Annotated in this window: 25 protein-coding genes; 18 read left to right on the top strand and 7 right to left on the bottom strand. The window is 69.8% G+C overall.

Annotated elements, in window-relative coordinates; genetic code table 11:
* Positions 1 to 8 precede the first annotated feature (8 nt).
* The 4 genes from tsaB to GVL05_RS01235 all read left to right on the top strand — a co-directional run bounded on the left by tsaB (position 9) and on the right by GVL05_RS01235 (position 3,191).
* Positions 9 to 644, top strand: coding sequence for a tRNA (adenosine(37)-N6)-threonylcarbamoyltransferase complex dimerization subunit type 1 TsaB (gene tsaB, locus GVL05_RS01250; protein WP_131845967.1), 636 nt, complete (start codon positions 9 to 11; stop codon positions 642 to 644).
* The gene (rimI, locus tag GVL05_RS01245) at positions 641 to 1,210 is read left to right on the top strand and encodes a ribosomal protein S18-alanine N-acetyltransferase (RefSeq protein ID WP_200849130.1); all 570 of its coding nucleotides are present in this window, start codon (positions 641 to 643) and stop codon (positions 1,208 to 1,210) included. The genes tsaB and rimI overlap by 4 nt, the downstream gene beginning before the upstream one ends.
* Entirely contained in the window at positions 1,197 to 2,252 is a 1,056-nt protein-coding gene (gene tsaD / locus GVL05_RS01240) for a tRNA (adenosine(37)-N6)-threonylcarbamoyltransferase complex transferase subunit TsaD (RefSeq protein ID WP_111083431.1), read from the top strand. The genes rimI and tsaD overlap by 14 nt, the downstream gene beginning before the upstream one ends.
* A 141-nt stretch (positions 2,253 to 2,393) precedes the next feature.
* The gene (locus GVL05_RS01235) at positions 2,394 to 3,191 is read left to right on the top strand and encodes a DUF4190 domain-containing protein (protein ID WP_159570554.1); all 798 of its coding nucleotides are present in this window, start codon (positions 2,394 to 2,396) and stop codon (positions 3,189 to 3,191) included.
* Here GVL05_RS01235 and GVL05_RS01230 read toward each other — a convergent pair.
* Positions 3,184 to 4,374, bottom strand: coding sequence for a class I SAM-dependent methyltransferase (locus GVL05_RS01230; RefSeq protein ID WP_159570552.1), 1,191 nt, complete (start codon positions 4,372 to 4,374; stop codon positions 3,184 to 3,186). The genes GVL05_RS01235 and GVL05_RS01230 overlap by 8 nt on opposite strands.
* Before the next feature lie 160 nt (positions 4,375 to 4,534).
* Between GVL05_RS01230 and groES the strand changes: the two genes are divergently transcribed.
* Both groES and rarD read left to right on the top strand, forming a co-directional pair.
* Positions 4,535 to 4,831: a co-chaperone GroES gene (gene groES / locus GVL05_RS01225; RefSeq protein ID WP_110893972.1), complete on the top strand. Its 297-nt coding sequence runs from the start codon at positions 4,535 to 4,537 to the stop codon at positions 4,829 to 4,831.
* Positions 4,832 to 4,985: 154 nt separating this feature from the next.
* Positions 4,986 to 5,948 (top strand): EamA family transporter RarD, encoded by a 963-nt coding sequence (gene rarD / locus GVL05_RS01220; RefSeq protein WP_200849129.1) that lies wholly within the window; start codon positions 4,986 to 4,988, stop codon positions 5,946 to 5,948.
* Positions 5,949 to 6,117: 169 nt separating this feature from the next.
* Here the strand turns inward: rarD and GVL05_RS01215 are convergent, their stop codons facing one another.
* From GVL05_RS01215 to guaB, 3 genes are all read right to left on the bottom strand, one after another.
* Positions 6,118 to 7,449, bottom strand: a complete 1,332-nt coding sequence (locus tag GVL05_RS01215; RefSeq protein ID WP_123293169.1) for an ABC transporter substrate-binding protein — start codon at positions 7,447 to 7,449, stop codon at positions 6,118 to 6,120.
* A gap of 191 nt (positions 7,450 to 7,640) precedes the next feature.
* Positions 7,641 to 8,024 (bottom strand): VOC family protein, encoded by a 384-nt coding sequence (locus GVL05_RS01210; protein ID WP_131845971.1) that lies wholly within the window; start codon positions 8,022 to 8,024, stop codon positions 7,641 to 7,643.
* A 74-nt stretch (positions 8,025 to 8,098) separates the two neighbouring features.
* Positions 8,099 to 9,601: an IMP dehydrogenase gene (guaB, locus tag GVL05_RS01205; protein ID WP_123293173.1), complete on the bottom strand. Its 1,503-nt coding sequence runs from the start codon at positions 9,599 to 9,601 to the stop codon at positions 8,099 to 8,101.
* 242 nt (positions 9,602 to 9,843) lie between these two features.
* Here guaB and GVL05_RS01200 point away from each other — a divergent pair, with 242 nt between their 5' ends.
* The 7 genes from GVL05_RS01200 to GVL05_RS01170 all read left to right on the top strand — a co-directional run bounded on the left by GVL05_RS01200 (position 9,844) and on the right by GVL05_RS01170 (position 17,470).
* Positions 9,844 to 11,238, top strand: coding sequence for a branched-chain amino acid ABC transporter permease (locus GVL05_RS01200; RefSeq protein ID WP_235035783.1), 1,395 nt, complete (start codon positions 9,844 to 9,846; stop codon positions 11,236 to 11,238).
* A gap of 12 nt (positions 11,239 to 11,250) precedes the next feature.
* Entirely contained in the window at positions 11,251 to 12,237 is a 987-nt protein-coding gene (locus GVL05_RS01195) for a branched-chain amino acid ABC transporter permease (protein ID WP_123293176.1), read from the top strand.
* Complete coding sequence (locus GVL05_RS01190; protein ID WP_159570549.1) at positions 12,230 to 13,132, top strand: ABC transporter ATP-binding protein; 903 nt, start codon at positions 12,230 to 12,232, stop codon at positions 13,130 to 13,132. Before GVL05_RS01195 ends, GVL05_RS01190 begins: the two co-directional genes overlap by 8 nt.
* Positions 13,129 to 13,947 carry an ABC transporter ATP-binding protein gene (locus GVL05_RS01185; protein ID WP_123293180.1) on the top strand — a complete coding sequence of 273 codons (819 nt, stop codon included), beginning with the start codon at positions 13,129 to 13,131 and terminating at the stop codon, positions 13,945 to 13,947. Before GVL05_RS01190 ends, GVL05_RS01185 begins: the two co-directional genes overlap by 4 nt.
* A gap of 189 nt (positions 13,948 to 14,136) precedes the next feature.
* The gene (locus tag GVL05_RS01180) at positions 14,137 to 14,328 is read left to right on the top strand and encodes a hypothetical protein (RefSeq protein WP_123936942.1); all 192 of its coding nucleotides are present in this window, start codon (positions 14,137 to 14,139) and stop codon (positions 14,326 to 14,328) included.
* A 71-nt stretch (positions 14,329 to 14,399) separates the two neighbouring features.
* On the top strand, positions 14,400 to 15,518 hold the full coding sequence (locus tag GVL05_RS01175) for a GuaB3 family IMP dehydrogenase-related protein (RefSeq protein ID WP_123339491.1): 1,119 nt from the start codon (positions 14,400 to 14,402) through the stop codon (positions 15,516 to 15,518).
* A 65-nt stretch (positions 15,519 to 15,583) separates the two neighbouring features.
* Positions 15,584 to 17,470, top strand: a complete 1,887-nt coding sequence (locus GVL05_RS01170; RefSeq protein ID WP_159570546.1) for a glycerol-3-phosphate dehydrogenase/oxidase — start codon at positions 15,584 to 15,586, stop codon at positions 17,468 to 17,470.
* Between the two features lie 58 nt (positions 17,471 to 17,528).
* On the opposite strand, the gene GVL05_RS01165 is transcribed toward GVL05_RS01170, so the two are convergent.
* A complete protein-coding gene (locus tag GVL05_RS01165; RefSeq protein ID WP_159570543.1) occupies positions 17,529 to 18,029 on the bottom strand; it encodes a hypothetical protein in 501 nt (166 codons plus the stop codon).
* A 75-nt stretch (positions 18,030 to 18,104) separates the two neighbouring features.
* On the opposite strand from GVL05_RS01165, the gene GVL05_RS01160 reads away from it, so the two are divergent.
* The 5 genes from GVL05_RS01160 to guaA are packed head-to-tail and all read left to right on the top strand — an operon-like array spanning position 18,105 to position 22,909.
* The gene (locus GVL05_RS01160) at positions 18,105 to 18,635 is read left to right on the top strand and encodes a cation:proton antiporter regulatory subunit (RefSeq protein ID WP_071260110.1); all 531 of its coding nucleotides are present in this window, start codon (positions 18,105 to 18,107) and stop codon (positions 18,633 to 18,635) included.
* Between the two features lie 3 nt (positions 18,636 to 18,638).
* Positions 18,639 to 20,090, top strand: a complete 1,452-nt coding sequence (locus GVL05_RS01155; RefSeq protein WP_132099123.1) for a cation:proton antiporter — start codon at positions 18,639 to 18,641, stop codon at positions 20,088 to 20,090.
* A gap of 5 nt (positions 20,091 to 20,095) precedes the next feature.
* Positions 20,096 to 20,875 carry an SURF1 family cytochrome oxidase biogenesis protein gene (locus GVL05_RS01150; RefSeq protein ID WP_159570540.1) on the top strand — a complete coding sequence of 260 codons (780 nt, stop codon included), beginning with the start codon at positions 20,096 to 20,098 and terminating at the stop codon, positions 20,873 to 20,875.
* 10 nt (positions 20,876 to 20,885) lie between these two features.
* Positions 20,886 to 21,332 carry a DUF3817 domain-containing protein gene (locus GVL05_RS01145; RefSeq protein ID WP_111083416.1) on the top strand — a complete coding sequence of 149 codons (447 nt, stop codon included), beginning with the start codon at positions 20,886 to 20,888 and terminating at the stop codon, positions 21,330 to 21,332.
* Positions 21,329 to 22,909, top strand: a complete 1,581-nt coding sequence (gene guaA, locus GVL05_RS01140; RefSeq protein ID WP_111083415.1) for a glutamine-hydrolyzing GMP synthase — start codon at positions 21,329 to 21,331, stop codon at positions 22,907 to 22,909. Before GVL05_RS01145 ends, guaA begins: the two co-directional genes overlap by 4 nt.
* A 307-nt stretch (positions 22,910 to 23,216) precedes the next feature.
* On the opposite strand, the gene GVL05_RS01135 is transcribed toward guaA, so the two are convergent.
* Both GVL05_RS01135 and GVL05_RS01130 read right to left on the bottom strand, forming a co-directional pair.
* Positions 23,217 to 24,089, bottom strand: coding sequence for a Bax inhibitor-1/YccA family protein (locus GVL05_RS01135; protein WP_111083414.1), 873 nt, complete (start codon positions 24,087 to 24,089; stop codon positions 23,217 to 23,219).
* A 36-nt stretch (positions 24,090 to 24,125) separates the two neighbouring features.
* Positions 24,126 to 25,133, bottom strand: a complete 1,008-nt coding sequence (locus GVL05_RS01130; protein ID WP_159570537.1) for a DUF817 domain-containing protein — start codon at positions 25,131 to 25,133, stop codon at positions 24,126 to 24,128.
* Positions 25,134 to 25,217: the final 84 nt, after the last annotated feature.

Below are 25,217 nucleotides of genomic sequence, written 5' to 3'. Positions count from 1 at the left end.
ATGGACGGGTGCTCCTCGCCATCGACACCTCCGCCGGAACCTCCGTGGCCGTCGTCGACCCGGCCACCGGCAAGCCCCTCGCCACCCGCGACACCGAGGACAGTCGCCGGCACGCCGAGGTGATCGGCCCGTTCCTGGCCGAGGCGCTCGCCGAGGCCGGCATCACTGGCGCGGACGTCACGGGCGTGGTCGCCGGCATGGGCCCCGGCCCGTTCACCGGTCTGCGCGTCGGGATCGCCGCCGCCCGCACCTTCGCCGCCGCGGTCGGCGTGCCCGTCCTGCCACTCGTCAGCCACGACGCGGTCGCGGCCGACGAGCGCGACGGGCGACGAGACGGACCGTTCGTCGTCCTGACGGACGCCCGCCGGCGCGAGGTCTACTGGAGCGCGTACGACCAGACCGGCACGCGGGTTGCGGGTCCGGGTCTCGCCAGGCCCGCCGATCTCGACGAGGCGATCCGTGCCTCCCGGCCCGAAGCGGTGGGCTGGGACCGCGTGACGGCCCTGTCCATCCCTGCCTGGAGGCTCGGATCACTCGCCGCGGACCGCCTGCGATCCGGCGCGGGGTTCGACCAGGACACCCCCCTCTACCTGCGGGAACCCGACGTCACGGTGCCGGGTGCGCCGAAACGGGTGAAGCAGTGACGGTGCCGGACGGGCTCCGCCTGCGGCGGGCGCACCCACAGGACCTCGACGACATCATGTGGCTCGAGCACGTCTCGTTCCCGACGGACGCCTGGTCGGCGTCGCAGATGTCGGGCGAGCTGTACTCGCCGCACGGGTACTACGTCGTGATCGAGACCGTCGATGACTCGGCCGCGCCGTCGGTCGTCGGGTACGCCGGACTGTCCTCGCTGGCGGGCAACCCGGTCGCCGACGTGCAGACCATCGCGGTCGCAGCCGAGCAGCGCGGCAAGGGACTCGGGCGGGTGCTCTTCACGGACCTCCTCGACGAGGCCCGTCGCCGCGGTGTGCGGGAGGTGTTCCTCGAGGTCCGCGCCGACAACCCCGTCGCGCAGTCGATGTACACGGCGTTCGGGTTCGAGCACATCGCGACCCGGCCGCGGTACTACCAGCCGGACGGCGTCGACGCGTGGGTGATGCGGGCGGAGCTGCCGGTCGCAGCAGACGCGACGCCGTCGTCGTCGCCGTCGCCGTCGCCGTCGACCGTCGGACCGATCGGACAGGAGGCGCTCGATGAGCGTGGCTGAACCACTGGTGCTCGGCATCGAGACGAGCTGCGACGAGACGGGCGTGGGCATCGTGCGGGGGAGCACCCTGCTCGCGAACGTCATCGCGTCGAGCATGGACGAGCACGCCCGGTACGGCGGCGTCGTGCCCGAGGTCGCCGCGCGGGCCCACCTCGAGGCGATGACCCCGACGCTGCACGAGGCACTCGAGCGGGCCGGGGTCACCCTCGACGAACTCGACGCCGTCGCGGTCACCGCCGGGCCGGGGCTGGCGGGCGCGCTCATGGTCGGGGTCGGTGCCGCGAAGGCGCTCGCCGTCGCCACCGGCAAGCCCCTGTACGGCGTGAACCACCTGGTCGGGCACGTCGGTGCCGACGTCCTGCGCACGGACGGCAGCGACATCGAGCTGCCGACGATCGCACTGCTGGTGTCCGGCGGGCACACCTCGCTGCTGCTCGTGAAGGACCTGGTCGGCGACGTCGAACTGCTCGGCGAGACCATCGACGACGCCGCGGGTGAAGCGTTCGACAAGGTCGCGCGGCTGCTCGGCCTGCCGTACCCCGGCGGGCCGCAGATCGACCGGGCTGCGGCGGACGGCGACCCGAAGGCCATCCGGTTCCCCCGCGGCCTGACGCTGCCGAAGGACCTGGCCGCGCACCGCTACGACTTCTCGTTCTCTGGGCTGAAGACCGCCGTCGCCCGCTGGGTCGAGCGGTGCCGCGACGAAGGGCGCGAGGTGCCCGTGGCGGACGTCGCCGCGAGCTTCCGCGAAGCCGTCGTCGACGTCCTGCTGACCAAGGCCCTGAACGCGTGCCGCGACACCGGCGTGGACCGGCTCCTGCTCGGTGGCGGTGTGGTCGCGAACGCTCGGCTGCGGCAGGTCGCCGAGGAGCGGTGCGCCGCCGCGGGGGTGCAGCTGCGGATCCCGCCGTTCGACCTGTGCACGGACAACGGCGCCATGATCGCGGCCGTCGGCGCACGCCTGGTCGCCGAGGGGCACGCGCCGAGCGACCTCGGGATCGCGGCCGACTCGACGTTGCCGGTGACGACCGTCCAGGTCTGAACCGTCCGGGCACCGTCCAGGTCTGAACCGTCCGGGCACCGACCCGGTCTGAACCGTCCGGGCCCCGACCGGTCGGCCCTCGGGCGCCTGTGGGAGGATTCACCTGGCGTCGGAGAGACCGGGCGCCGAGAGGGGTGGACGGTGTCCGATCAGAACGAGTGGCCGAAGCCGGGCGAGACGACCCCGGGCGGCACGACCGGCGGGCAGCCCGAGGGGACGTCCGCTCCGGACGCACCGCAGGCCCCCGACGCACCACAGGCCCCGTCGGCTCCCGAGCAGCCGCAGAACCCGTACGGGCAACAACAGCCGTCGAACCCGTACGCGGCACCGCAGCAGCCGAACCCCTACGGCCAGCCCCAGCAGTCCAACCCGTACGGCCAGCCGCAGCCGTCGAACCCGTACGCGGCTCCGCAGCAGGCGCAGAACCCGTACGCGGCTCCGCAGCAGGCGCCGCAGAACCCGTACTCGGCACCGCAGGCGCCGCAGGACCCGTACGGCGCCGCCCAGAACCCGCACGGCCAGCAGAACCCGTACGCGCAGCAGCAGGGCGGCCAGAACCCCTACGCGCAGCCGCAGCAGCAGCCGTACGCGCCCGCGGGTGCCTACGGTGCGACGGCGTACCAGCCCTACGCGCAGCGCCCGAAGACGAACACGCTGGCGATCCTGTCGATCGTGTTCGGACTCGCCGCCGTCCCGATGTGGTTCATCGCGATCCTGCTCGGCCCCGCCGGCGCGATCCTCGGCCACGTCGCGCTCGGCAAGATCAAGCAGAACGGTGAGGCCGGCCGAGCGCTCGCCCTGACCGGCATCATCGCCGGCTGGGTGATGACCGGCGTCTGGCTGATCTGGATCGCCTTCATCATCTTCCTCGGCGTGATCGGCCAGAGCGGCTACTCCGACTACGGCTACGACTCGGGGACCGGCGCGTTCCTCAGCTGAGCCGCTCGCACAGGATCGCGGTGTGCCGGCCCTCCAGCCGGGTGAGCACGAGGGTCACACGACCGGTCCCGCGTAGCCGCAGGCGCTTGCGGAACTGCGCCGGGTCGACGTCGACGCCGCGCTTCTTGATCTCGACGGTGCCGATGCCGTCGGCGGCGAGCCGCGCTGACAGGCGCTTCACGTCGAGCGGCATGGTGTCGAGCACCCGGAAGCCCTGGGCGAAGGGCGTCGACACGGCACGGTCCGAGGTGACGTACGCGATCCCGTCGGAGAGCATGTGGCCGTCCAGGGTGCGGGCGAGGTCGCCGATGAGCCGTGCGCGGATGACGGCGCCGTCCGGCTCGTACAGGTAGGCCCCGAGCGGCCCCACCTCGGCGTCCTCCGAGTCTGCCGGGCCGGTCATCTCGGCGATGCCGCGCGCACCGATCACCGTGGCGGCACGGCGGATCCCCGGCCGGGCGAGGGGTCCGAACCACAGCGCGAGCTCGACGACCTCGCGGTCGACGGACGTCCACTGCGCCTCGGCGGTGTCCGGGATCAGGTCGCGGTCGATCCCCGGCCCGAGCTTCACGCCGGTCGGCGTCGTCGTCGCGGTGGCGAACACGGTGTCCAACGAGGGTGACCAGTCGTCCGGATCGGCCAGCCGGCGGGTGTCGGAGTGGCCGGAGGTCCGACGTGCGGGGTCCATCCAGATGCCGTCGACGCGGGAGACGTCGAACGAGGCCGCGTCGCCCAGTTCGACCCGGGCGTTCGGCCACACCGCGAGGTTGTGCGTGGCGACCGCCGCGGTGACCTCGTCACGGTCGACCGCCGTGACGTCGAGGTCGAGGGCCGCCATCGCCATCGCGTCGCCGCCGATCCCGCACCCGAGGTCGGCGACCCGGGTCAGCCCGGCTGCGGCGAAGCGCCCGGCGTGCTGGGCGGCGACCTGCAGCCGGGTGGCCTGCTCGAGTCCGGCCTCGGTGAAGAGCATGCGTCCGGCGAAGTCGCCGAACTTGCCACGGGCCTTCTGCCGGAGCTTGGCCTGGGTCAGGACCGCGGCGACGAGCTGCGGGTCGTGCCCCTCGGCACGGAGCCGCGACACCACCCGGACGATCTCGCCGCCGTCCGAGACGCCGGGGGTACGGTCGAGCAGGGCCATCCCGTCGGGGGTCAGCAGTGCGGCGAGTTCGGCGGCTTCCATGTCCCGATCCTCCCAGGTGCTGGATGTTCCCCTGATGTGCTGGCACTCGGATTGACCGAGTGCCAGTGTCCCCCTAGAGTTGGCGTTGGCACTCTCCTGTGCGTAGTGCCAACCCGGTTTTCATCTGTACCGAGTCCGTACCGAGAAAGAAGAGGTCACCGTGGCCGTCAGCATCAAGCCGCTCGAGGATCGCATCGTCATCCGCCAGGTCGAGGCGGAGCAGACCACTGCATCCGGTCTGGTCATCCCCGACACCGCGAAGGAGAAGCCCCAGGAGGGCGAGGTCGTCGCCGTGGGCCCCGGTCGCATCGACGACAACGGCAACCGCGTCCCGCTGGACGTCGCCGTGGGTGACAAGGTCATCTACTCCAAGTACGGCGGAACCGAGGTCAAGTACTCGGGCGAGGACCTGCTGGTCCTGTCGGCCCGCGACGTCCTCGCGGTCGTCGTCAACTGAGTCCAGTACTCCACGCGAACGCCCCGTTCGGCCTGTCGGCCGGCGGGGCGTTCGTGCGTCTGCGGGCTTCCGGTAGATCCGTTGCGTGCACGTGCTCCGACCGGGAGGCCCGTGGCACGCCCGGCCCGTCGGTGGCCGTTCCTAGGATGGTTCCGTGAGTGAACCGAGTCCCGCGCGACCCGTCCGCAGCGAGGCATCCGTCGGCGTCGTGCAGGCGATCATCGCGTACGGGCTCTGGGGCCTCATGCCCCTGCTCTTCGCGGCGATGGCCCCGGCCGGCGCATTCGAGATCGTCGCCTGGCGGATCGTCTTCGGGCTGGTGTTCTGCGCGGTCGCGATCGCCGTCACCCGCTCGTGGCTCCGGACCCGTTCCCTCATGGCGCAGCGCCGGGTGATGGCGGTGATGGGGCTCGCCGCGGTCCTCATCCTGGTGAACTGGACCGTGTACGTCCTGGCGACGACGACGGGCCACACCGTCGAGGCCGCGCTCGGGTACTTCATCAACCCCCTCGTCACGATCGCGCTCGGCGTCGTCGTGCTCCGCGAACGCCTGCGGCCGGCGCAGTGGGCCGCGGTCGGCATCAGCGTCGTGGCGGTCGTCGTGATCGCCGTCGGCTACGGCCAGGTGCCGTGGATCTCGCTCGTGCTGGCGTGCTCGTTCGGCCTGTACGGCCTGGTGAAGAAGCGCGTCGGTGGCACCGTCGACGCGCTGAGCGGTCTGACGATCGAGACCGTGTGGCTGCTGCCGATCGCGGTCGTGGCGCTGGTCGTGCTCGGCGCGACGGGGCTCGGCGGCGGCGTGACGTTCACGAGCGAGGGCTGGGTGCACGTCCTCGTGACGGTGCTCACCGGTCCGGCGACGGCGGTCCCGCTCCTGCTGTTCGCCTCGTCGGCGCGGCGGGTGAGCCTGTCGACCCTCGGGCTGACGCAGTACCTCGCGCCCGTGATGCAGTTGCTCGTCGGTGTCGTGGTGCAGCACGAGGCGATGCCGCCCGCGCGCTGGTTCGGCTTCGGCATCGTGTGGTTGGCGCTCGTGGTGCTGACGGCGGACTCGTTCGTCGCCGCGCGGGCGTCCCGTCGCCGAGCGCTCGCACCTGCTCCGGCCGAGCCCGCCTGACGGACGCACCCCGGGCCCCCCGTCCGCCCGTCGGTGCCGCGCCGTGCCTGGCCCGAGTCTCGGCGTGCGCGACAGTTCTCGCGTGCGCGACGCCGAGAAACGTCGCTGGGCCCGAGTCTCGGCTCCGTGAAGCCGAGACTCGGGCCCAGAGTGGGACCGGTAGTGCTGGTTACTTCTTGACCGCGCCCTGGATGGCGCTCTGGTAGACGGGCTTGTTGTCGCCGTCGAACTTGTAGATGCCGATGTAGGCGCTCGACGGGTCGTTGTTGTCGTCGAACGGACCGATGCCGGACGGGCCGGTGTAGTGGATGTCCTTGCCGTCGTCGAGGAGCGCGACGCATTCCTTGAACGTGGCGCACTCGGTGCCGCCGTCCGCTCCGGAGACCGCGGCCATGTTGGCCTGGATCGTGCCCGAGTCGGTGCCCTTGCCCTTCACCGCAGCGAGCGCGGCGAGGACGGTGGCGTCGTAGGACTCCGCCGCGTACGAGTAGTCGGCGAGCGTCTTGTTCGACGAGTCCTTGTAGAAGGCGGACAGCTGCTTCTTGAAGTCGTCCTTCGGCGAGGCACCGGGGATGGTGCCCTGGGCGCCGGTCAGGGTGCCCTTGTCGAAGTCCTTCGAGTAGTCGGCCGTGTTGCCGTCGGACATGTAGATCTTCGCCGTGTTCCCCTGCGAGACGAGCTCCGGGATGATCGACTTCGTCTCGTCGAAGGCCAGGACGACGATCGCGTCCGGCTTGGCTGCGAGTGCAGCCGTCACCTCGGACGAGAACGTGGTCTGACCGGGCGGGAACTCCTGGCCCTCGCCCTTGCCGCCGTAGACGACCTGGCCACCGGAGGCCTCGACCGCGGACTGCACCGAGTTGCGGAGGCCCGTGCCGTAGGTGTCGTTGAAGACGAGGAACGCGACCTTGGCGTTGCCGTCACCGGTCACGAGCTGACCGAGCGCCGAACCCTGCACCGAGTCCGGCGGAGCGGTCCGGTAGTAGTACGACGAGTAGCCGGACAGGTCGCTCGCGGTGTTCGCGGGCGAGATCTCGACGATGCAGTTGCTGGTGAGCTGGTCGATGACGTTGAGCGTGACCGACGAGGACTCGGCGCCGATCGCGACCGGGACCTTCGCGTTCACGAGCTTCGTCGCCGCCGAGCTCGACACGGTCATGTCGTTGCTGTCGCCCGAGTCCGTCGCCGGGTCGATGGTGACGTCCTTGTCGAGGACGCCGCCCGCGGCGTTGATGTCCTTCACCGCGAGGCCGACACCGGACTCGGCCGGCGGGTTCAGGTACGCCAGCGAACCGGTGAGCGGCAGGATCGTGCCGATCTTCAGCGCATCGGTGCTGGGGGTGTCGGGGGCCTTGCAACTGGCGGCGGGGTCCTTCTTCGCACCGCTCGACGCCGAGCTGGACGGGGAGTCGCCGCTGCTGGTGGTGGAACACGCGGCGAGCAGGACGGCTACTGCGCCTGCCAACGCCAGTGCCGTGGTGGCACGGGTGGTTCTGATCATCCGTGGAGCCCTTTCTCTGCGCGGAGGCCGTGCCGCTTCGGGTCGAACGCGGCGCCTCCACTGGATGTCGAGAAACGTAGGGTCCCGGTGTTTCGCCCGTGTGACGGGGCGGTACGGAAAGTGTTTCGTTACCGAGCCGTGATCGTTTCTGTGCGGAGGATCAGGGATCGGCGATCCGGGCAGCCCGCGCGTCAGCCGTCGAGTTCAGCCACGGAACGCAGCACGCAGAACTCGTTGCCCTCCGGATCGGCGAACACCACCCACCCACCGTCGTCGTGTCGGAGGTCCGCGAGTTCGGTCGCACCGATGCCCCGCAGCCGCTCCACCTCGGCATCGCGCGTGCGGTCGGTGGGACGCAGGTCGAAGTGGATCCGGTTCTTCACGGACTTCGCCTCGGGCACCTGGATGAACAGCACCTGGTGCGAGCCGTCGGGAGCGGTGATCATGCACTCCTCGTGCCCGAGGCCGTTCGGGTCGTCGGCGATGTCGACGTAGCCGAGGACCTGCTTCCACCACTCCGACAGGGCGAAGGCGTCACGGCAGTCGATCGTGGTGTGGGAGACGGCGCTGACCATGCCGTGACACTACTGCCGGCAGACGACGAACGCCCCGCTCCGGTGGGGAGCGGGGCGTTCGGGGTGCAGTCGGCTCAGCTGCGGTAGTTCGGTGCCTCGACGACCATCTGGACGTCGTGCGGGTGCGACTCCTTGAGCCCGGCAGCCGTGATGCGGACGAACTTGCCGCGGGCCTTGAGCTCCGGGATCGTGCGGCCGCCGACGTAGAACATCGACTGCCGGAGTCCACCGGTGAGCTGGTACACGACGTTGCCGACCGAGCCGCGGTAGGGCACCTGGCCCTCGATGCCCTCGGGGATCAGCTTGTCGTCGTTGGGGACGTCCGCCTGGAAGTAGCGGTCCTTCGAGTACGAGGTCTTCTTGCCGCGGGTCTGCAGTGCGCCCAGGGAGCCCATCCCGCGGTACGCCTTGAACTGCTTGCCGCCCACGAAGACCAGGTCGCCGGGGGACTCGTCCGTGCCGGCCAGCAGCGAACCGAGCATGACGGTGTCGGCACCGGCCACCAGGGCCTTGGCGATGTCGCCCGAGTACTGCAGGCCACCGTCGGCGATGATCGGCACGCCGGCCTCGCGCGCAGCCAGGGACGCCTCGTACACGGCGGTGACCTGCGGGACGCCGACGCCGGCGACGACGCGGGTGGTGCAGATCGAGCCGGGTCCGACGCCCACCTTGACGGCGTCGACACCGGCGTCGATGAGCGCCTGCGCACCGGCACGGGTCGCCACGTTGCCGCCGATGACGTCGATGTCCGCGAAGGACGGGTCGGCCTTGAGACGGCGCACCATGTCGAGCACGCCTTCGCTCTCGCCGTTGGCGGTGTCGACGACGAGCACGTCGACGCCCGCGTCACGCAGGGCCTCGGCACGCTGCCAGGCGTCGCCGAAGAAGCCGATCGCGGCACCGACGCGCAGTCGGCCCTCGTCGTCCTTGGTGGCGTCCGGGTACTGCTCGCTCTTGTCGAAGTCCTTGACGGTGATGAGGCCGCGGAGCTTGCCCTCGGCGTCCACCAGCGGGAGCTTCTCGATCTTGTGCTGCGCGAAGATCGCGATGGCTTCTTCGGGGTCGATGCCCTCCATCGCGGTGATCAGCGGCGCCTTGGTCATGACGTCGCGCACGAAGGTGGTCGACTGCTCGAACGTCGCCACGAACCGCATGTCGCGGTTGGTGATGATGCCGACGAGGGTGCCGTCCGCTTCGACCACGGGCAGGCCGGAGACCCGGAACTGTCCGCAGATCGCGTCGACCTCGGCCACGGTGGCGTCCGGGGTGGTGGTCACCGGGTTGGTGATCATGCCCGACTCGGAGCGCTTGACCTTGTCGACGTAGGCCGCCTGGTCCTCGATGGAGAGGTTGCGGTGGAGGATCCCGATGCCACCCTGCCGCGCCATGGCGATGGCCATGCGGGCTTCGGTGACGGTGTCCATCGCTGCGGAGAGCAGCGGGACGTTGACGGAGATCCGCCTGGTGAGCCGGGACGCGGTGGACGCCTCGCTCGGGATGACGTCGGTGTGCCCCGGCAGGAGCATGACGTCGTCGTACGTGAGTCCGATGAATCCGAACGGATCCGGCTGGTCCATGGGTCCCCTTCGTGGGCGAGTGAAGTGGTCGAGACACCGAGAACGCAACGGCGGGTTCCGGATAGCACATGGTAACGCGCGTGGGCCGTCCCGCTATTCCGCGTTCCGCCTGGGAGAACGGATCGCGGCTCTCCTCCACACAGGTCACGGTTGCGCGACGACTCACAGCGGGAACGAGTTGGAAACACGGGTGTCACACAATCCCCATAGCGTCACTCGACATCCGAACGAGAGGCTCTTCCGTGGGATCCATCACTCCTCCGGGACGGGCGCAGCCGCGCCTGTTCCGCCTCCGCCAGGCCCGGCGACGACCGGTCCTGGCGGCCGTGCTCGTCGCCGCGTTCCTGGCGACCTTCCTGATCGACTGGGCGGTCACCCTGCCGGCCTTCAGTGCCACGTCGGCACCGGCGACCAGCCAGGCCTGCACCGTCAGCCCGACGAACGGGTGCATCCAGGGCACGATCACCGACTCCGAGCGGGAACCGGCCGACGACGTCGACGTCGACGTCGCCGGGCCCGGCGGCTTCGCCGAGACCGCCACCACGAACGCCGACGGCCGCTGGTCGGTCAGCGTCGACGAGGCCGGCGAGTACACCGTGAGCGTCGACCAGGACACCCTGCCGAAGGGCCAGTACCTGACGAACGCGGCGGACGCGGAGCGCAAGGTCCAGGCGACCCTGAACGCCAACGTCGGGCAGATCTTCCAGCTGTCCGACCAGAAGGGCGCCACCACCACGACGGACTCGTCGAGCGTCAGCCCGCAGCGGGCCTGGCAGCAGTTCGCCTCGGGGATCCGCCTCGGCCTGCTCATCGCGCTGGCGTCGATCGGCCTCTCGCTCATCTACGGCACGACGGGGCTGTCGAGCTTCTCGCACGGCGAGCAGGTCACCCTCGGCGGGCTGCTGGCCTACGTGTTCGCGAACCAGCTCGGCTGGAACATCTGGGTGACCGGCATCGTCGTCACGCTGCTGTGCGCGGCGACCGGGTACCTGCAGGACGCCGGGATCTGGCGGCCACTGCGGCGCAAGCGGATCAGCCTCACGCAGCTCATGATCGTGACGATCGGTCTGTCGATCGCCGCCCAGTACGCGTTCCAGTACTTCTTCGGCGCCGCGACCGTCCGGATCCAGCAGGGCAACCCCGAGACCGTCCGGTTCGCCGGGGTCACGCTCACGGTGCAGTCCTACGTGGCGATGGGCATCGCGCTGGTCGTCCTGATCGCGACCGGCCTGTTCCTGGCGAAGACCCGCTTCGGCCGGGCCACCCGCGCGGTGTCGGACAACCCGGCGCTCGCCGCGGCGTCCGGCATCGACGTCGACCGGGTCATCCGGTTCGTGTGGACGCTCGCCGCCGGTCTCGCCGGCCTGTCCGGCGTGATGCTCGGCCTGGTGCTGAACGGCGTGAACTGGCAGACCGGCCTGCAGCTGCTCCTGCTCATGTTCGCCTCGGTGACCCTCGGTGGTCTCGGGACGGCCTACGGCGCGCTGGTCGGATCGATGATCATCGGCGTCGTCGTCGAGCTCACGAACCTCGTGCTCCCCGGTGACTTCAAGTACGCCACCGCCCTCGTCATCCTCATCCTCATCCTGCTGTTCCGGCCGCAGGGCATCTTCGGCCGCGCCGAGCGGGTCGGCTAAGGGAGCACGCGCATGGACTACATCCTCAACCTGCTGTCCTCGCTCACCCAGGAGGCCCTCGCCCCGACCACGGCGGCGTTCGCCCTGGCGGCCATCGGACTGAACGTGCACTTCGGCCTGACCGGGCTCGTGAACATGGGCCAGGCGGCGTTCCTGCTGCTCGGCGCCTACGGCTTCGCGATCTCGATCACGAACGGGCTGCCGTTCGTGATGGCCGTGCTCATCGCCCTGCTCGTCGCCATCGTGTTCGCGATCATCCTCGGCGTCCCGACGTTGCGACTGCGCGGCGACTACCTGGCGATCGTGACGATCTCCGGCGCCGAGATCATCCGCATGGTCGGCCGCTCCAGCCTGCTGACCACGACGACGGGTGGCTCCAACGGCATCACCGGGTCGAGCTACCGCGACCCGTTCACCGCCCTGAGCCCGCTGCCGGACGGCACCACGACCATCCTCTGGTTCACCTACGCGAACAACGGCGTCAACGGCTGGTGGATCCGCATTGCCGCCTGGGCCCTCGTCGCGCTGTTCACCTTCGTGCTCTTCCTGCTCATGCGCAGCCCCTGGGGCCGTGTCCTGAAGGCGATCCGCGAGGACGAGGACGCCGTCCGCTCCCTCGGCAAGAACGTCTACTCGTACAAGATGCAGGCGCTCGTCTTCGGTGGTGCGCTCGGAGCGCTGGCGGGGATCATCTACGTCCTGCCGAGTTCGGTGCAGCCGGACGCCATGGGCCGCTCGATGACGTTCTTCATCTGGACGGCGCTCATCCTCGGCGGTGCCGCGACGGTGTTCGGTCCGGTGCTCGGCGCAGTGCTGTTCTTCGTCGTCCGGCTCTTCATCCGCACCCTGGCCGGCGACTTCATCCCCGACTCGATCATGAACGCCCAGCAGGCCGAGCAGTTCTCGTACGTGCTCGTCGGCGTCGCGCTCATGCTCCTGATCGTGTTCCGACCACAGGGCCTGCTCGGCAACAAGAAGGAGCTGACGTTCAGTGTCTGAGACCTACGGCTACACGAAGGCCGACCCGATCCTCACGGTCGACGGCGTCACCCGGCACTTCGGCGGCATGACCGCCGTGGACGTCGAGCACCTCGAGGTCCAGCGCGGCTCCATCACGGCCCTGATCGGCCCGAACGGCGCCGGCAAGACGACCTTCTTCAACCTGCTGACCGGCTTCGACAAGCCCAGCCCCGGCGCCAGGACGCAGTTCGACGGCGCCACGCTGCAGAAGACCAGCGCGACCCACATCGCCAACCGCGGCATGGTCCGCACCTTCCAGCTGACGAAGGCGTTGTCGCGGCTCACCGTGATGCAGAACATGCTGCTCGGCGCCCGCGACCAGCCCGGCGAGAACTTCTTCGCCGCGCTGATCAAGCCGGTGTGGGCGAAGCGCGAGCGGGAGATCACCGCGAAGGCCGAGGACCTCCTCGCCCGCTTCAAGCTAGACGACAAGGCGGACGACTACGCCGGGTCGCTGTCCGGCGGCCAGCGGAAGCTCCTCGAGATGGCCAGGGCACTGATGTCCGACCCGACGATGATCATGCTCGACGAGCCGATGGCGGGCGTGAACCCCGCGCTGACGCAGTCGCTGCTCGGGCACATCCAGTCCCTGCGCGACGACGGCATGACCGTGCTGTTCGTCGAGCACGACATGCACATGGTCCGGCACATCTCGGACTGGGTGGTCGTGATGGCCGAGGGCAAGGTCGTCGCCGAGGGCCCGGCGGACACCGTGATGGACGACCAGGCGGTGATCGACGCGTACCTGGGCGCGCACCACGACACCGACCTGGGTGACGACTCGCTCCTCACCGAGGAGACCTTCGAGGAACTGGCGGAGGAAGTCGCGGAAGAAGACGCGGCGGACGCAGCAGCAGAGGAGAAGACCCGATGACGGACGCAGTCGACCCCACGAACGCGAGCAGCGCCTCCAGTCCGGAAGCGCCGAAGGCGAGCACCGCCACGCTGGAACGCGAGCCGGTGCTGAGCGCGAAGAACCTCGTCGCCGGCTACCTGCCGGGGGTGAACATCCTGAACGGCTGCGACCTGGACTGCTACCCCGGCGAGCTCATCGGGATCATCGGGCCGAACGGTGCGGGCAAGTCCACGCTGCTCAAGGCACTGTTCGGTCTCGTGTCGATCCGTGAGGGGTCGGTCACGCTGCAGGGTGAGGACATCACGAACCTCAAGGCGAACAAGCTCGTGCAGGCCGGCGTCGGCTTCGTCCCGCAGACGAACAACGTGTTCCCGTCGCTGTCCATCGAGGAGAACCTGCAGATGGGGCTGTACCTGCGGCCCCGCAAGTTCGCCGAGCGCCTCGAGGTCATCTACGACCTGTTCCCGGTGCTCGCGCAGCGCCGCGGCCAGCGGGCGGGGTCCCTGTCCGGCGGTGAGCGGCAGTCGGTCGCCATGGCACGTGCGCTGATGATGGACCCGAAGGTGCTGCTGCTCGACGAGCCGAGTGCCGGGCTGTCCCCGGTGCGGCAGGACGAGACGTTCCTGCGGACCCGCCGGATCAACAAGGCCGGTGTGTCGATCGTCATGGTGGAGCAGAACGCGCGACGCTGTCTGCAGATCTGCGATCGTGGGTACGTGCTCGACCAGGGGAGGAACGCGTACTCGGGCACGGGGAAGGAACTCGCGGACGACCCGAAGGTCATCGAGCTGTACCTCGGGACGCTCGCCAAGGACGTCGACGCGGGGCGCTAGCGCACTGTGTCGACTGCGGGTACCGCTGTGGGGGTGGTATCCGCGACGGGTGGGGCCGTGCGTGGTCGCTTCGCGCCGCACGGCCCCGCTCCTGCATGCGGTTGTCTGTTGGCCCACCCCGGTGCGTGGCCGGCTCCGGTTCTGACGGGAGGCCCGCCCCGCGTCCGCCGGGTCGGTATCGTTCCGCAGGTGCAGAGACTGTCAGCGGGTGCGATGGACGCCCTGGTGTGGGTGGTCTTCATCGCGCTGTTCGTCGGTGCGGCGCTGCTCGTGAAGGTGGCGGCTGCGCTCCTGGTCGTGCTCGTGGTGCTCGCGCTCCTGCTCGGCTTCGTGCTGCGGGTGCTCCGCAAGCGACGCCGGACCCCGCGCCGCCCCCGCTGACCGCGCCCCGCCGTCCGGTCCGCACCGTCCGGTCCGTGCACGCCCCCGGACCTGCCCGGTAGGCTTGCCGGGTGAGCGAAGTCGAGATCGGTGCAGGCAAGCGCGGACGTCGGGCGTACGCGTTCGACGACATCGCGGTGGTCCCCTCCAGGCGCACGCGTGACCCGCGCGACGTCAGCGTGCAGTGGTCGATCGACGCGTTCACCTTCGCGTCGCCGATCCTCTCCGCGCCGATGGACTCCGTGTCGTCGCCGGCCACGGTGATCCAGATGGGCAAGCTCGGCATCCTGGGCGTCCTCGACCTCGAGGGGCTGTGGACCCGCTACGAGGACCCGACGCCCTACTACGACGAGATCAAGTCGCTCACCGACGGCAACGTCACGAAGCGCATGCAGGAGATCTACTCCGAGCCGATCAAGCCGGAGCTGATCACCGCGCGCCTGGCCGAGATCCGTGCCGCCGGGGTGCCGGTCGCCGGCTCGCTCAGCCCGCAGCGCACGCAGGAGTTCTCGAAGACGGTCGTCGACGCCGGTGTCGACCTGTTCGTCATCCGCGGCACGACGGTCTCGGCCGAGCACGTGTCGCAGAACGAAGAGCCCCTCAACCTCAAGAAGTTCATCTACGAGCTCGACGTCCCCGTGATCGTGGGCGGTGCCTCGACGTACACGTCGGCGCTGCACCTCATGCGCACCGGTGCTGCCGGCGTCCTCGTCGGCTTCGGCGGCGGTGCTGCGTCCACCACGCGTGCCGCGCTGGGCATCCACGCGCCGATGGCCACCGCGGTCGCCGACGTCGCGGGTGCGCGTCGTGACTACCTCGACGAGTCGGGTGGCCGCTACGTGCACGTCATCGCCGACGGCGGTCTCGACACCGCCGGGGACATCGTCAAGGCGATCGCGGTCGGTGCAGACGCCGTCATGCTCGGCACCGCACTCGCCCGTGCCACCGAGGCACCGGGCGGCGGCTTCCACTGGGGTGCCGAGGCGCACCACCCCGAGCTGCCCCGTGGCCGCCGGGTCGAGGTGGGCACGATCGCCCCGCTCGAGAACGTGCTGAACGGCCCGACCCCGACGTTCGACGGCCGCGCCAACCTCGTCGGTGCGCTGCGCCGCTCGATGGCGACGACCGGATACTCCGACGTCAAGGAGTTCCAGCGAGTAGAAGTGGTCGTGGCGCCGTACCACCAGTGATCCTGGTGGCACCCGCGCACCGACGCGGGTGACGCTTCGGCGCCGACCGTGACCCGGAGGCGACGATGGCGAAGTCCAGCACCACGAAGCAGACCAGTTCGGCCGGACGTCCTGGCGACGTCGTGCCGGGGGCGGGGTTCGACCCCGCGGCCAAGCTCGGCCCCGACGAACGCGCGGCGGCGATCGAGACCCTCAAGACGAAGGAACTCGACGTCTTGGTCGTGGGCGGCGGCATCGTCGGTGCGGGCAGTGCGCTCGACGCCGTCACCCGCGGCCTGACCGTCGGCATCGTCGAGGCCCGTGACTGGGGTTCCGGCACGTCGAGCCGTTCGTCGAAGCTCGTGCACGGTGGCATCCGCTACCTGGAGCAGTTGAACTTCGGGCTCGTGCGCGAGGCCCTCATCGAACGCGGCCTGCTGCTGCAGCGGATCGCCCCGCACCTGGTGAAGCCGGTGCGCTTCCTGTACCCGCTCAACCACCGTGTGTGGGAGCGGTTCTACATCGGCATCGGCATGGCGATGTACGACGCCTTCAGCTGGTCCGGCGGTCGTCCGCCCGGGGTCCCGCACCACCGGCACCTCAGCCGTACGCAGGTGCTCCGCTCGATGCCGTCGCTCAAGAAGGACGCCTTCGTCGGCGGCATGACCTACTACGACGCCCAGGTCGACGACGCCCGCTACGTGGCCTCGCTCGTCCGCACCGCGGCCTCGTACGGCGCCCATGCGGCGAGCCGCATCCGGATCGAGGGCTTCATCAAGGTGGGGGAGCGCGTGGTCGGCGCGCAGGCCCACGACATCCAGACCGGCGAGCGGTTCGAGATCCGCGCGAAGCAGGTCGTGAACGCCACGGGCGTCTGGACGGACGACACCCAGGCGATGATCGGCACCCGCGGGCAGTTCAAGGTGCGGGCGTCGAAGGGCGTGCACCTGGTCATCCCGCGCGACCGGTTCCAGTCGAACATGGGCATGATCCTGCGCACCGAGAAGAGCGTGCTGTTCGTGATCCCGTGGGGCCGGCACTGGCTGGTCGGCACGACCGACACCGACTGGTACCTCGACAAGGCGCACCCGGCGGCGACCGCAGCGGACATCGACTACATCCTCGAGCACGTCAACAAGGTGCTCCGCGTCCCGCTCACCCGCGAGGACGTCGAGGGCGTCTACGCCGGACTCCGGCCCCTGCTGGCCGGGGAGTCCGACCAGACCTCGAAGCTCAGCCGCGAGCACGTGGTGGCGCACACGGTGCCCGGGCTCGTCGTGGTCGCCGGCGGCAAGTGGACCACCTACCGGGTGATGGGCAAGGACGCCATCGACGAGGCCGTCGCCGCGATGGACGGCAAGATCCCGGCGTCGACGACCGAGGACATCCCACTGCTCGGGGCCGAGGGCTACCCGGCCGCGTGGAACCGTCGCGCACGGACCGCCCGCAGCTTCAACGTGCACAAGGTCCGCATCGAGCACCTGCTGAACCGCTACGGCACCCTGGCCACCGAGGTGCTGCAGCTCGTCGAGCAGGACCCGACCCTGGCCGAGCCGCTGCCGGGAGCCGACGACTACATCGGTGCCGAGGTCGTGTACGCCGCCTCGCACGAGGGGGCCCTGCACCTGGAGGACGTCCTCGCCCGCCGCACCCGCATCTCGATCGAGGCCTGGGACCGTGGTGAGTCGGCGGCCCCGGTCGCCGCGAAGCTCATGGCCGACGTGCTCGGCTGGGACCAGGAGACCACCGAGCACGAGGTGTCGAACTACCTGAAGCGTGTGGCCGCGGAACGCGAGTCGCAGCTGCAGCCCGACGACGGGAGCGCGGACCGTGTGCGGCTCGAGGCACCGGACATCGCGTTCGGCTTCGACGAGGACGACGTCGTCGTGGGCGGTGGCCGCAGCAGCGGCGCGGAGGGCGCGAAGGCGTCCGACGAGCAGGTGGTGGGGGAGAAGACGAGCGAGCCGGAGTAGCGACCCGCGTTGCGGACGCGGCCACGGGCCTCCGGACGGGAGGCCCGTGGTGCGTCCGTCAGGCGGCCAGCGTCTCCGACACGGCGCGGCCACGGCGTCGCTCGCCGACGACGAGCACGACCGGGATCGCGAGCAGCGCGACGAGGCTGGTGACGTAGAGGACACCCGCCCAGATGGTGTGGTCCTCGCCGCCGATGCCGTAGCCGTCGGCCACGTCCATCCCGAGCTGGAAACCGGAACCGAACACCTGGACGGCGCCGGCGGCCACGATCGACAGTAGCCAGGCGGCGGCGACGTGCGCCGTCGTCCGCCGGACCAGCGTCACGATCAGGACCGTGACCGCCAACGCGATGCCGACCGCTGCGATGACGAGCACGGCCACGACGTCGGTCCGCACCTGGAAGCCCTGCGCGTCGAGGTGGCCGTAGATCGCACCGAGCGACTGCCCCGGCACCGCACTGAGCGGGTCGAGCACGAGCGCGTTCACCGCCAGCAGTCCTGCGTAGAGTGCGACGACCAGCGTCCCGACGAGCCCGACGACGATCCGCGTGTTCCCCATCCACAGAACAGTAGCGACCGGAATGCGCGGGGCCGTGCGGTGGTTAGCATGGGCGTACTCGAAAAGGGAGCCATCATGGTCGACGTCCATCGCGTCAAACTCCCCGGAGTCGGCGTGCTGCACAGCTTCTACACCGACGACGGTGGCAAGTGCGGTGTCATCACGCACCGGTCGGGTCACTCCGACCTCATCTCGTTCGCCGACGTCTCCGACGGCGCGGACAAGTCCGAGAAGGTCTCGCTGCGCCTCAGCGAGGACGAGGCGCACACCCTCGCCGAACTCCTGGGCGGCACCCGGATCACCGAGGGCCTCGACAAGCTCGACGAGATCCCCGGGCTGTCCATCGACTGGTTCTCGGTCGACTACGACGACGCGATCGCCGGCAAGCCGCTCGGCGACCTGCACGACTCCGGCTTCATCGGTCTGACCGTCGTGGCCGTGGTCCGTGGCGACAGCGCCAACCCGGCACCCTCGCCGGACTTCGTCGTCTTCCCCGGTGACACCATCGTCGTCGCCGGTTCCCCCGAGAAGGTCGCCAAGGCCTTCTCCTTCTACCGCAGCGGAGAGCTTGCGGCCGCATCGGCCGAGGCCCCGCGGAAGAGCTAGCGCATGCACCTGGGCGGTGAACTGCTCACCATCGGTGTGCTGTTCGTCATCGCCTACGTGCTCGGGCGGCTCGGCAAGACCATCGGTCTGCCGGCGATCCCGATCTACATGATCGTCGGGCTCATCGCGAGCCCGCACACGCCGTGGATCGGCCTGAACGTCGAGTCGCACACGATCGAGCTCATCGCGACGTTCGGGCTCATCCTGCTGTTGTTCAACCTCGGGTTGGAGTTCGACCAAGAGGAGTTCTACGGCAACGCCGGCAAGCTCCTGGTGTCGGGCGGCACCTACGTCGTCATCAACATGGGCGTCGGGTTCGCCTTCGGCTTCTCGCTCGGCTGGGGCACCCGAGAAGCCCTGATCATCGCGGGCATGACGGCCACCTCGTCGAGCGCGATCGTCACGAAGCTCCTCATCGAGCTGCGACGACTCGCGAACGACGAGACCCCGATGATCCTGGGCGTCACGGTCATCGAGGACGTCTTCATCGCCGTCTACCTGGCGATCGTCTCCGTCGTGCTGTCCGGCGACACCAACGCGTGGGCGGTCGTCGGCAAGCTCGCGCTCGCGTTCGGCTTCCTCATCGTGATGTTCACGCTCGCCCGGTTCGCCGGCAAGTGGGTCTCGAAGATCTTCGCGACGCGTGACGACGAACTCTTCACGGTGCTGTTCTTCGGGCTCGCCGTGATGTTCGGTGGCATCGGCGACCTGCTCGGCGTGACCGACGCCATCGGCGCCTTCGTCATCGGTCTGCTGTGCGGCGCCACCCGGTACCGCGACCGCATCGAGCAGCTCGCCCTGCCGATGCGTGACGTCTTCGCCGCGTTCTTCTTCGTGAACTTCGGGCTCGGTCTCGACCTGTCGACCTTCGGCGAGGTGCTCTGGCCGGTCCTCGGTGCGATCGGCATGACGGTCGTGCTGAACGCGGTCGCCGGGCAGATCGTCGCGCGCATGAACGGCTTCAACGTCCAACAGGGGATCAACACCGCCGTCATCCTGGTGAACCGTGGCGAGTTCGCGCTGATCCTCGCGACGCTCTCGGCTGCCGCCGGACTGGAGGCCCGGATCACCGCGTTCGCGGGCCTCTACGTCCTCGTCATGGCGATCCTCGGGCCGCTGCTCGCGGTGAACTCGGAGCGGATCGGCCGCCTCGTGGTGCGCCCCGCCCGCCTCGCCCGCCTGCGCGGACGACTCGGTGGCCGCCGTGCGGTCGCCGCGGCTGCCGCCGCCGAGGCAGCAGAGGCCGAGGAAGCCGAAGCAGCGTCCGCCGCCGCGGTCCGCCGTGCCGAGCGGGACCGCCAGTTCGCGGAGGAGTTCGCGCTCGTGGAGGCCGCTGGCAGGGACGAGCAGGAGAATGGGTCACCGGAGGCGACCGACGAACCCGTCACGTCGCCCGTCGAGATCCCCACCGAGCGCCCTGAGCGTCCGGTCCGACAGCGCGATCCGGAGTACTGATACAGATGTGGGCCGTTGCCCGACGACCGAGGTGGATCGCGCTGCTGTTGCTGGCGCTCGTGCTCGCGGCGGTGTTCGCCGGGCTGGGCAAGTGGCAGCTGGAGCGGAGCATCGCCAACGGCAAACCGCTGCCGGCGACCACCGAGACCCGCAAGGCGCTCGAGGCGGTCACCGCCCCGGAAGAACCCGCGAGCGAGACCATCGCCGGCCAGAAGGTCACCGTCACCGGCACGTTCGTCGCCGGCGACACCACGATCCTGACCGGCCGCACCGGGGGTGGGACGTACCAGACCGTGGGGCACTTGGTGGACTCGGATGGTGGGGCGAGCCTCCCGGTCGTCATCGGGTGGTCCGACCAACGGTCGGCCGCCGTCGCCGGTGGTGACCGCCTGACGGACGGGCAGACGCTCACGGTGCAGGGCCGGTACTACCCCGCCGAGTCGCCCGACCAGGACACCTACAAGCAGGCGGAGTACTCCGCCGTGGCACCCGCGCGCTTCGTGAACACCTGGAAGGCGTTCGACGACCGGATGTACCTCGGGTACGTCGTCGCCGATGGTGCCACCGCGCAGGCCGCCGACCTCGGCACCATCGCCGACCGGGCGCCGTCGCGCGAGGTCCAGTTCGACTGGCTGAACCTGTTCTACGCGATCGAGTGGGTCGTCTTCGCCGGCTTCGCGGTGTTCCTCTGGTACCGGTTCGTGAAGGACGCCTGGGAGCGCGAGGAAGAGGAGCGGCGTGAGGCTGCCCTCAGCGTCGACGGGGCCCTCGCGGACCGACGGTAGGCTGGTCGTCATGGCCTTGACCGTCCGAACCCGCGACATCCCGAAGATCCCGGGTGCGGTGAAGTGGTACCGCGTCTCCGCGTACATCACCGGTGTGCTGCTGCTGGCCCTCGTGATCGAGGTCATCATCAAGTACACGCCGCTCCAGCTCGAGATGCAGCTCGGCAACGGCCCGTTCTTCGTGCCGAACGGCACGGCCGGCGAAGCACCCGGCACGTTCAACCTGTCGATCGCGATCCTCATCGCGCACGGCTGGCTGTACGTCCTCTACCTCTTCACGGACTTCCGTCTGTGGAGCATCATGCGCTGGAAGCCCTCCCGCTTCCTGCTCATCGCCCTCGGTGGCATCATCCCGTTCATGTCCTTCGTGGTCGAACACCGCATGCAGCAGAAGGCCATGGACACCTACCACGAGCTGATCGCTGCCCAGCAGCGTGAGAAGGAGGCCGCTCGGTGAGCGAGACCGAACAGCGTCCCGTCCTCGTCGTCGACTTCGGGGCCCAGTACGCGCAGCTCATCGCGCGTCGGGTCCGCGAAGCGAACGTCTACAGCGAGATCGTCCCGCACTCCATCACGGCGGAGGAGATCCGCGCGAAGGACCCCGCAGCCATCGTGCTGTCCGGTGGTCCGTCGTCCGTGTACGAAGAAGGTGCACCGTCCCTCGACGGCGACATCCTCGACCTCGGCGTCCCCGTGCTCGGCATCTGCTACGGCTTCCAGGCCATGGCGACCGCCCTCGGTGGCGAGGTCGCGAACACCGGCCTGCGTGAGTACGGCGCGACGTCCGTCGACGTCAGCGGCACCGACAGCGTCCTGCTCGGCGGGCAGCCCGGGTCCCAGGTCACGTGGATGTCGCACGGCGACTCCGTGGCGAAGGCCCCCGAGGGCTTCGAGGTCCTCGCGTCGAGCGCGTCGACCCCCGTCGCGGCCTTCGCGTCCGACGAGCGCAAGCTCTACGGCGTGCAGTGGCACCCCGAGGTGAAGCACTCCGAGCACGGCCAGGCCGTCCTCGAGAACTTCCTGCACCGCGCCGCCGGTCTGCCCGGCGACTGGAACTCGAGCAACGTCATCGACGAGCAGGTCGCCCGGATCCAGGCCCAGGTCGGGTCGAACCGCGTGATCGCCGGCCTGTCCGGCGGTGTCGACTCCGCCGTCGCCGCAGCCATCGTGCACAAGGCCGTCGGTGACCAGCTCACTTGCGTCTTCGTCGACCACGGGCTCCTCCGCGCCGACGAGCGCAAGCAGGTGGAAGAGGACTACGTCGCTTCCACCGGTGTCCGGCTCATCACGATCGACGCCGAGCAGCAGTTCCTCGACGCCCTCGCCGGCGTGAGCGACCCCGAGCAGAAGCGCAAGATCATCGGGCGCGAGTTCATCCGCACGTTCGAGGCCGCGGCCGAGGCACTCGTGCTCGAGGCGCGTGGGGACGGCGACGACGGCGAGGTCAAGTTCCTCGTGCAGGGCACCCTCTACCCCGACGTCGTCGAGTCCGGCGGCGGAGCGGGTACCGCGAACATCAAGTCGCACCACAACGTGGGCGGCCTGCCCGAGGACATGACCTTCGAGCTCGTCGAGCCGCTCCGTGCGCTCTTCAAGGACGAGGTCCGTGCCGTCGGTCGCGAGCTCGGCCTTCCCGAGGTCATCGTCGGCCGCCAGCCGTTCCCCGGACCGGGGCTCGGCATCCGCATCGTGGGTTCGGTCGACAAGCAGCGGCTCGAGCTGCTCCGCGCCGCCGACAAGATCGCGCGCGAGGAACTCTCCGCAGCGGGCCTCGACGGGGAGATCTGGCAGTGCCCGGTCGTCCTGCTCGCCGACGTCCGCTCCGTGGGTGTCCAGGGTGACGGCCGCACGTACGGGCACCCGATCGTGCTCCGTCCGGTCTCGTCCGAGGACGCCATGACCGCGGACTGGACGCGCCTGCCGTACGACGTGCTCGCGAAGATCTCGAACCGCATCACGAACGAGGTGCCCGACGTCAACCGGGTCGTGCTCGACGTCACGTCGAAGCCGCCGGGGACGATCGAGTGGGAGTGACGCTCCCCTGAACGACCGGAGGCCCGGCACGCCCTGCGTGCCGGGCCTCCGCGCGTCCGGGGGCGGCGCTGCCGGGGGAGTGGGTGCTGCTGGGGGTCGTCGAGTGGCGACAACACCCCGCGGGCCCGGTGCCGAGCGGTCACGAACTGTCGGTTGGCCCCGGCCCGGGCGACACTTCGTGACCACTCGCCGGGCGACCGGCGGGGTGTTGCGACCACTGGCACTGCCGGCGCTCCCGCCCACCGCCCTGCTCCGGGAACGACGAAGGGCCCCGGCAGCGCCGGGGCCCTTCGTGTACGCAGTGGTACTAGTTGCGCGCGCTGCTCGCGACGATGGCGAGGATGCGCAGGATCTCGAGGTACAGCCAGACGAGCGTCACGATGAGGCCGAACGCCGCGGTCCACGCGTAGATCTTCGGGGCGCCACGCTGGACACCGGTCTTGATCTGGTCGAAGTCGAGGATCAGCGAGTACGCCGCCATGACCACGACGAAGATGCCGATGAGGACGCCGAGCGGGATACCGAACAACGTCACACCCATGAGGCCGAAGGCGCTCTGGGTCACACCGGTCCACATCAGGACGAGGTTCACGAGCGAGAACGCCATGTACCCGACGATCGCGATGAGGAAGAAGCGGGTGGCCTTCGGGGTCGCACGGACCTTGCCCGACAGGAACAGGAGCAGCGTGACCGCGAACACCCCGAGGGTGCCGAACACGGCCTGGGCGACGATGCCGCCAGTCTGCGTGAAGTTGTACTCGAAGAAGTTCGAGATCCCGCCGACGAAGAGCCCCTCGAAGAACGCGTACGTCAGGATCAGACCCGGCGAAGGCTTCTTCTTGAAGGTGTTCACGAGCGCCAGGACGAACCCGACGATCGCGCCGACGATCCACACGATCGGGGGCAGGTTCCAACCGGCCACCGCACCGACGAGCAGCACGCCGAAGGCGAGCAGCGTCTTGACGATGGTGTCCTCGTACGACATGCGGTCGGTGTCGACCGTCGATGCCGCCGGGCGGTCGTACATGTACTGCAGCTGCTCGGGGGTCATCCCGCCCTGTGCCTGCTGCGGGGTCTGTCCCCAGCCGGCCTGCTGCTGACCAGCGCCACGCCCGCCCCAGGTGTTGGGTCCCTGGGCGTTGAAGGCGGGGGACTGGTCGAAACCGGGCTTGAAGGCCATGGTGTCCTCTTCCTAGGAGATATGAGTCCTCTCAGCCTAGGTGCGCTCGGTCGCGGAAGGCTGAGGATTCGCGGCGAGCGGACGCGGGCCCGGAGGCCCTGACGACGGCAGCCTATGGGCACCCGCTGCGCGCGCGCCTCGAAGTCGTCGAGAGTCCGCCGTCCAACGCGCCGAGCCGGACGGCAGCGCCGAGCCCGACGGCACCGCCGGGTAGAGCCAGGTGACGAGCGCGACCGAGATCGTCATGAGCAGGAACCAGGCCACGATCTTCGTCGGGGCCACCGGGTGCCAGACGGCGAGCTGCGCGGGGTAGCTCCACGCTCCGGCCCAGGTCGCGACGTTCTCGGCGAGCCAGATGAACACGGCGACGAGTCCCATGGCGACGAGCACCGGCATGCGCATCGTCGCTCGGTGGATCCGGACGTGCATGGTCGTGCGGGCGAAGAGCAGGACGACGAGTGCGAGCAGGACCCAGCGGGCGTCGGGCAGGAAGTGGTGCCCGAAGAAGTTCAGGTACACGCCGGCAGCGACGACGGCGAGCAGCCACTGCCGCGGGTACCGGTCGAACCGCAGGTCGAACAGGCGGTGCACACGGACCATGTACGACCCGACCGCGCCGTACATGAACCCGGAGAACAGCGGGACCCCGGCGATGACGAGCAGCCCGCCGGGTTCGTACGACCACGAGCCCATGCGCGTCTTGAAGACCTCCATGGCGGTGCCGACGACGTGGAAGAGCAGGACGACCCGGAGTTCCCGCACGGTCTCGAGCCCGAACACGAGCATGCCGAGCTGCAGCAGCACCGCCACGGCGGTCAGCACGTCGTTCCGGAACGCCGCCGGCACGGTCAGTGAGGCCCCGGCCATCGAACCGAGCAGCAGCGCCCCGAACGCGCACGCCCACGCCTGCTTCGCGCCGAACACCAGGAACTCGGTGACGAACAACCGGACGGGCCGGTGCGGCTGGTGCCCGGCGTCGAGCAGTCGGCGGGCGGCACGGTCGATCCTGGCCTCGACGGCGGTGGAGAGCGATCGGACGGTCATGCAGCGATGGTCAGCGCCGATGCTGAGATGCACGGGCTCCGGCCGGGCGCGTGTGTCCCGCGACACAGGGCGGCCCGCCGTCAC

It is taken from the genome of Curtobacterium sp. 18060 (assembly GCF_902706105.1).
Taxonomy (GTDB): domain Bacteria; phylum Actinomycetota; class Actinomycetes; order Actinomycetales; family Microbacteriaceae; genus Curtobacterium.
The sequence above is the reverse complement of the archived record's forward strand: the minus strand, read 5'-3'. Positions and strand labels throughout refer to the sequence as shown.

Excerpts from the sequence above, each read along its gene's own strand:
- GVL05_RS01185 (WP_123293180.1), top strand. The coding sequence starts at position 13,129 with ATGACGGACGCAGTCGACCCCACGAACGCGAGCAGCGCCTCCAGTCCG.
- GVL05_RS01150 (WP_159570540.1), top strand. The coding sequence starts at position 20,096 with ATGTGGGCCGTTGCCCGACGACCGAGGTGGATCGCGCTGCTGTTGCTG.
- GVL05_RS01170 (WP_159570546.1), top strand. The coding sequence starts at position 15,584 with ATGGCGAAGTCCAGCACCACGAAGCAGACCAGTTCGGCCGGACGTCCT.
- GVL05_RS01230 (WP_159570552.1), bottom strand. The coding sequence starts at position 4,374 with ATGGAAGCCGCCGAACTCGCCGCACTGCTGACCCCCGACGGGATGGCC.
- GVL05_RS01155 (WP_132099123.1), top strand. The coding sequence starts at position 18,639 with ATGCACCTGGGCGGTGAACTGCTCACCATCGGTGTGCTGTTCGTCATC.
- GVL05_RS01215 (WP_123293169.1), bottom strand. The coding sequence starts at position 7,449 with ATGATCAGAACCACCCGTGCCACCACGGCACTGGCGTTGGCAGGCGCA.
- GVL05_RS01145 (WP_111083416.1), top strand. The coding sequence starts at position 20,886 with ATGGCCTTGACCGTCCGAACCCGCGACATCCCGAAGATCCCGGGTGCG.
- GVL05_RS01165 (WP_159570543.1), bottom strand. The coding sequence starts at position 18,029 with ATGGGGAACACGCGGATCGTCGTCGGGCTCGTCGGGACGCTGGTCGTC.
- GVL05_RS01135 (WP_111083414.1), bottom strand. The coding sequence starts at position 24,089 with ATGGCCTTCAAGCCCGGTTTCGACCAGTCCCCCGCCTTCAACGCCCAG.
- GVL05_RS01210 (WP_131845971.1), bottom strand. The coding sequence starts at position 8,024 with ATGGTCAGCGCCGTCTCCCACACCACGATCGACTGCCGTGACGCCTTC.
- GVL05_RS01130 (WP_159570537.1), bottom strand. The coding sequence starts at position 25,133 with ATGACCGTCCGATCGCTCTCCACCGCCGTCGAGGCCAGGATCGACCGT.
- GVL05_RS01160 (WP_071260110.1), top strand. The coding sequence starts at position 18,105 with ATGGTCGACGTCCATCGCGTCAAACTCCCCGGAGTCGGCGTGCTGCAC.
- tsaD (WP_111083431.1), top strand. The coding sequence starts at position 1,197 with ATGAGCGTGGCTGAACCACTGGTGCTCGGCATCGAGACGAGCTGCGAC.
- guaB (WP_123293173.1), bottom strand. The coding sequence starts at position 9,601 with ATGGACCAGCCGGATCCGTTCGGATTCATCGGACTCACGTACGACGAC.
- GVL05_RS01195 (WP_123293176.1), top strand. The coding sequence starts at position 11,251 with ATGGACTACATCCTCAACCTGCTGTCCTCGCTCACCCAGGAGGCCCTC.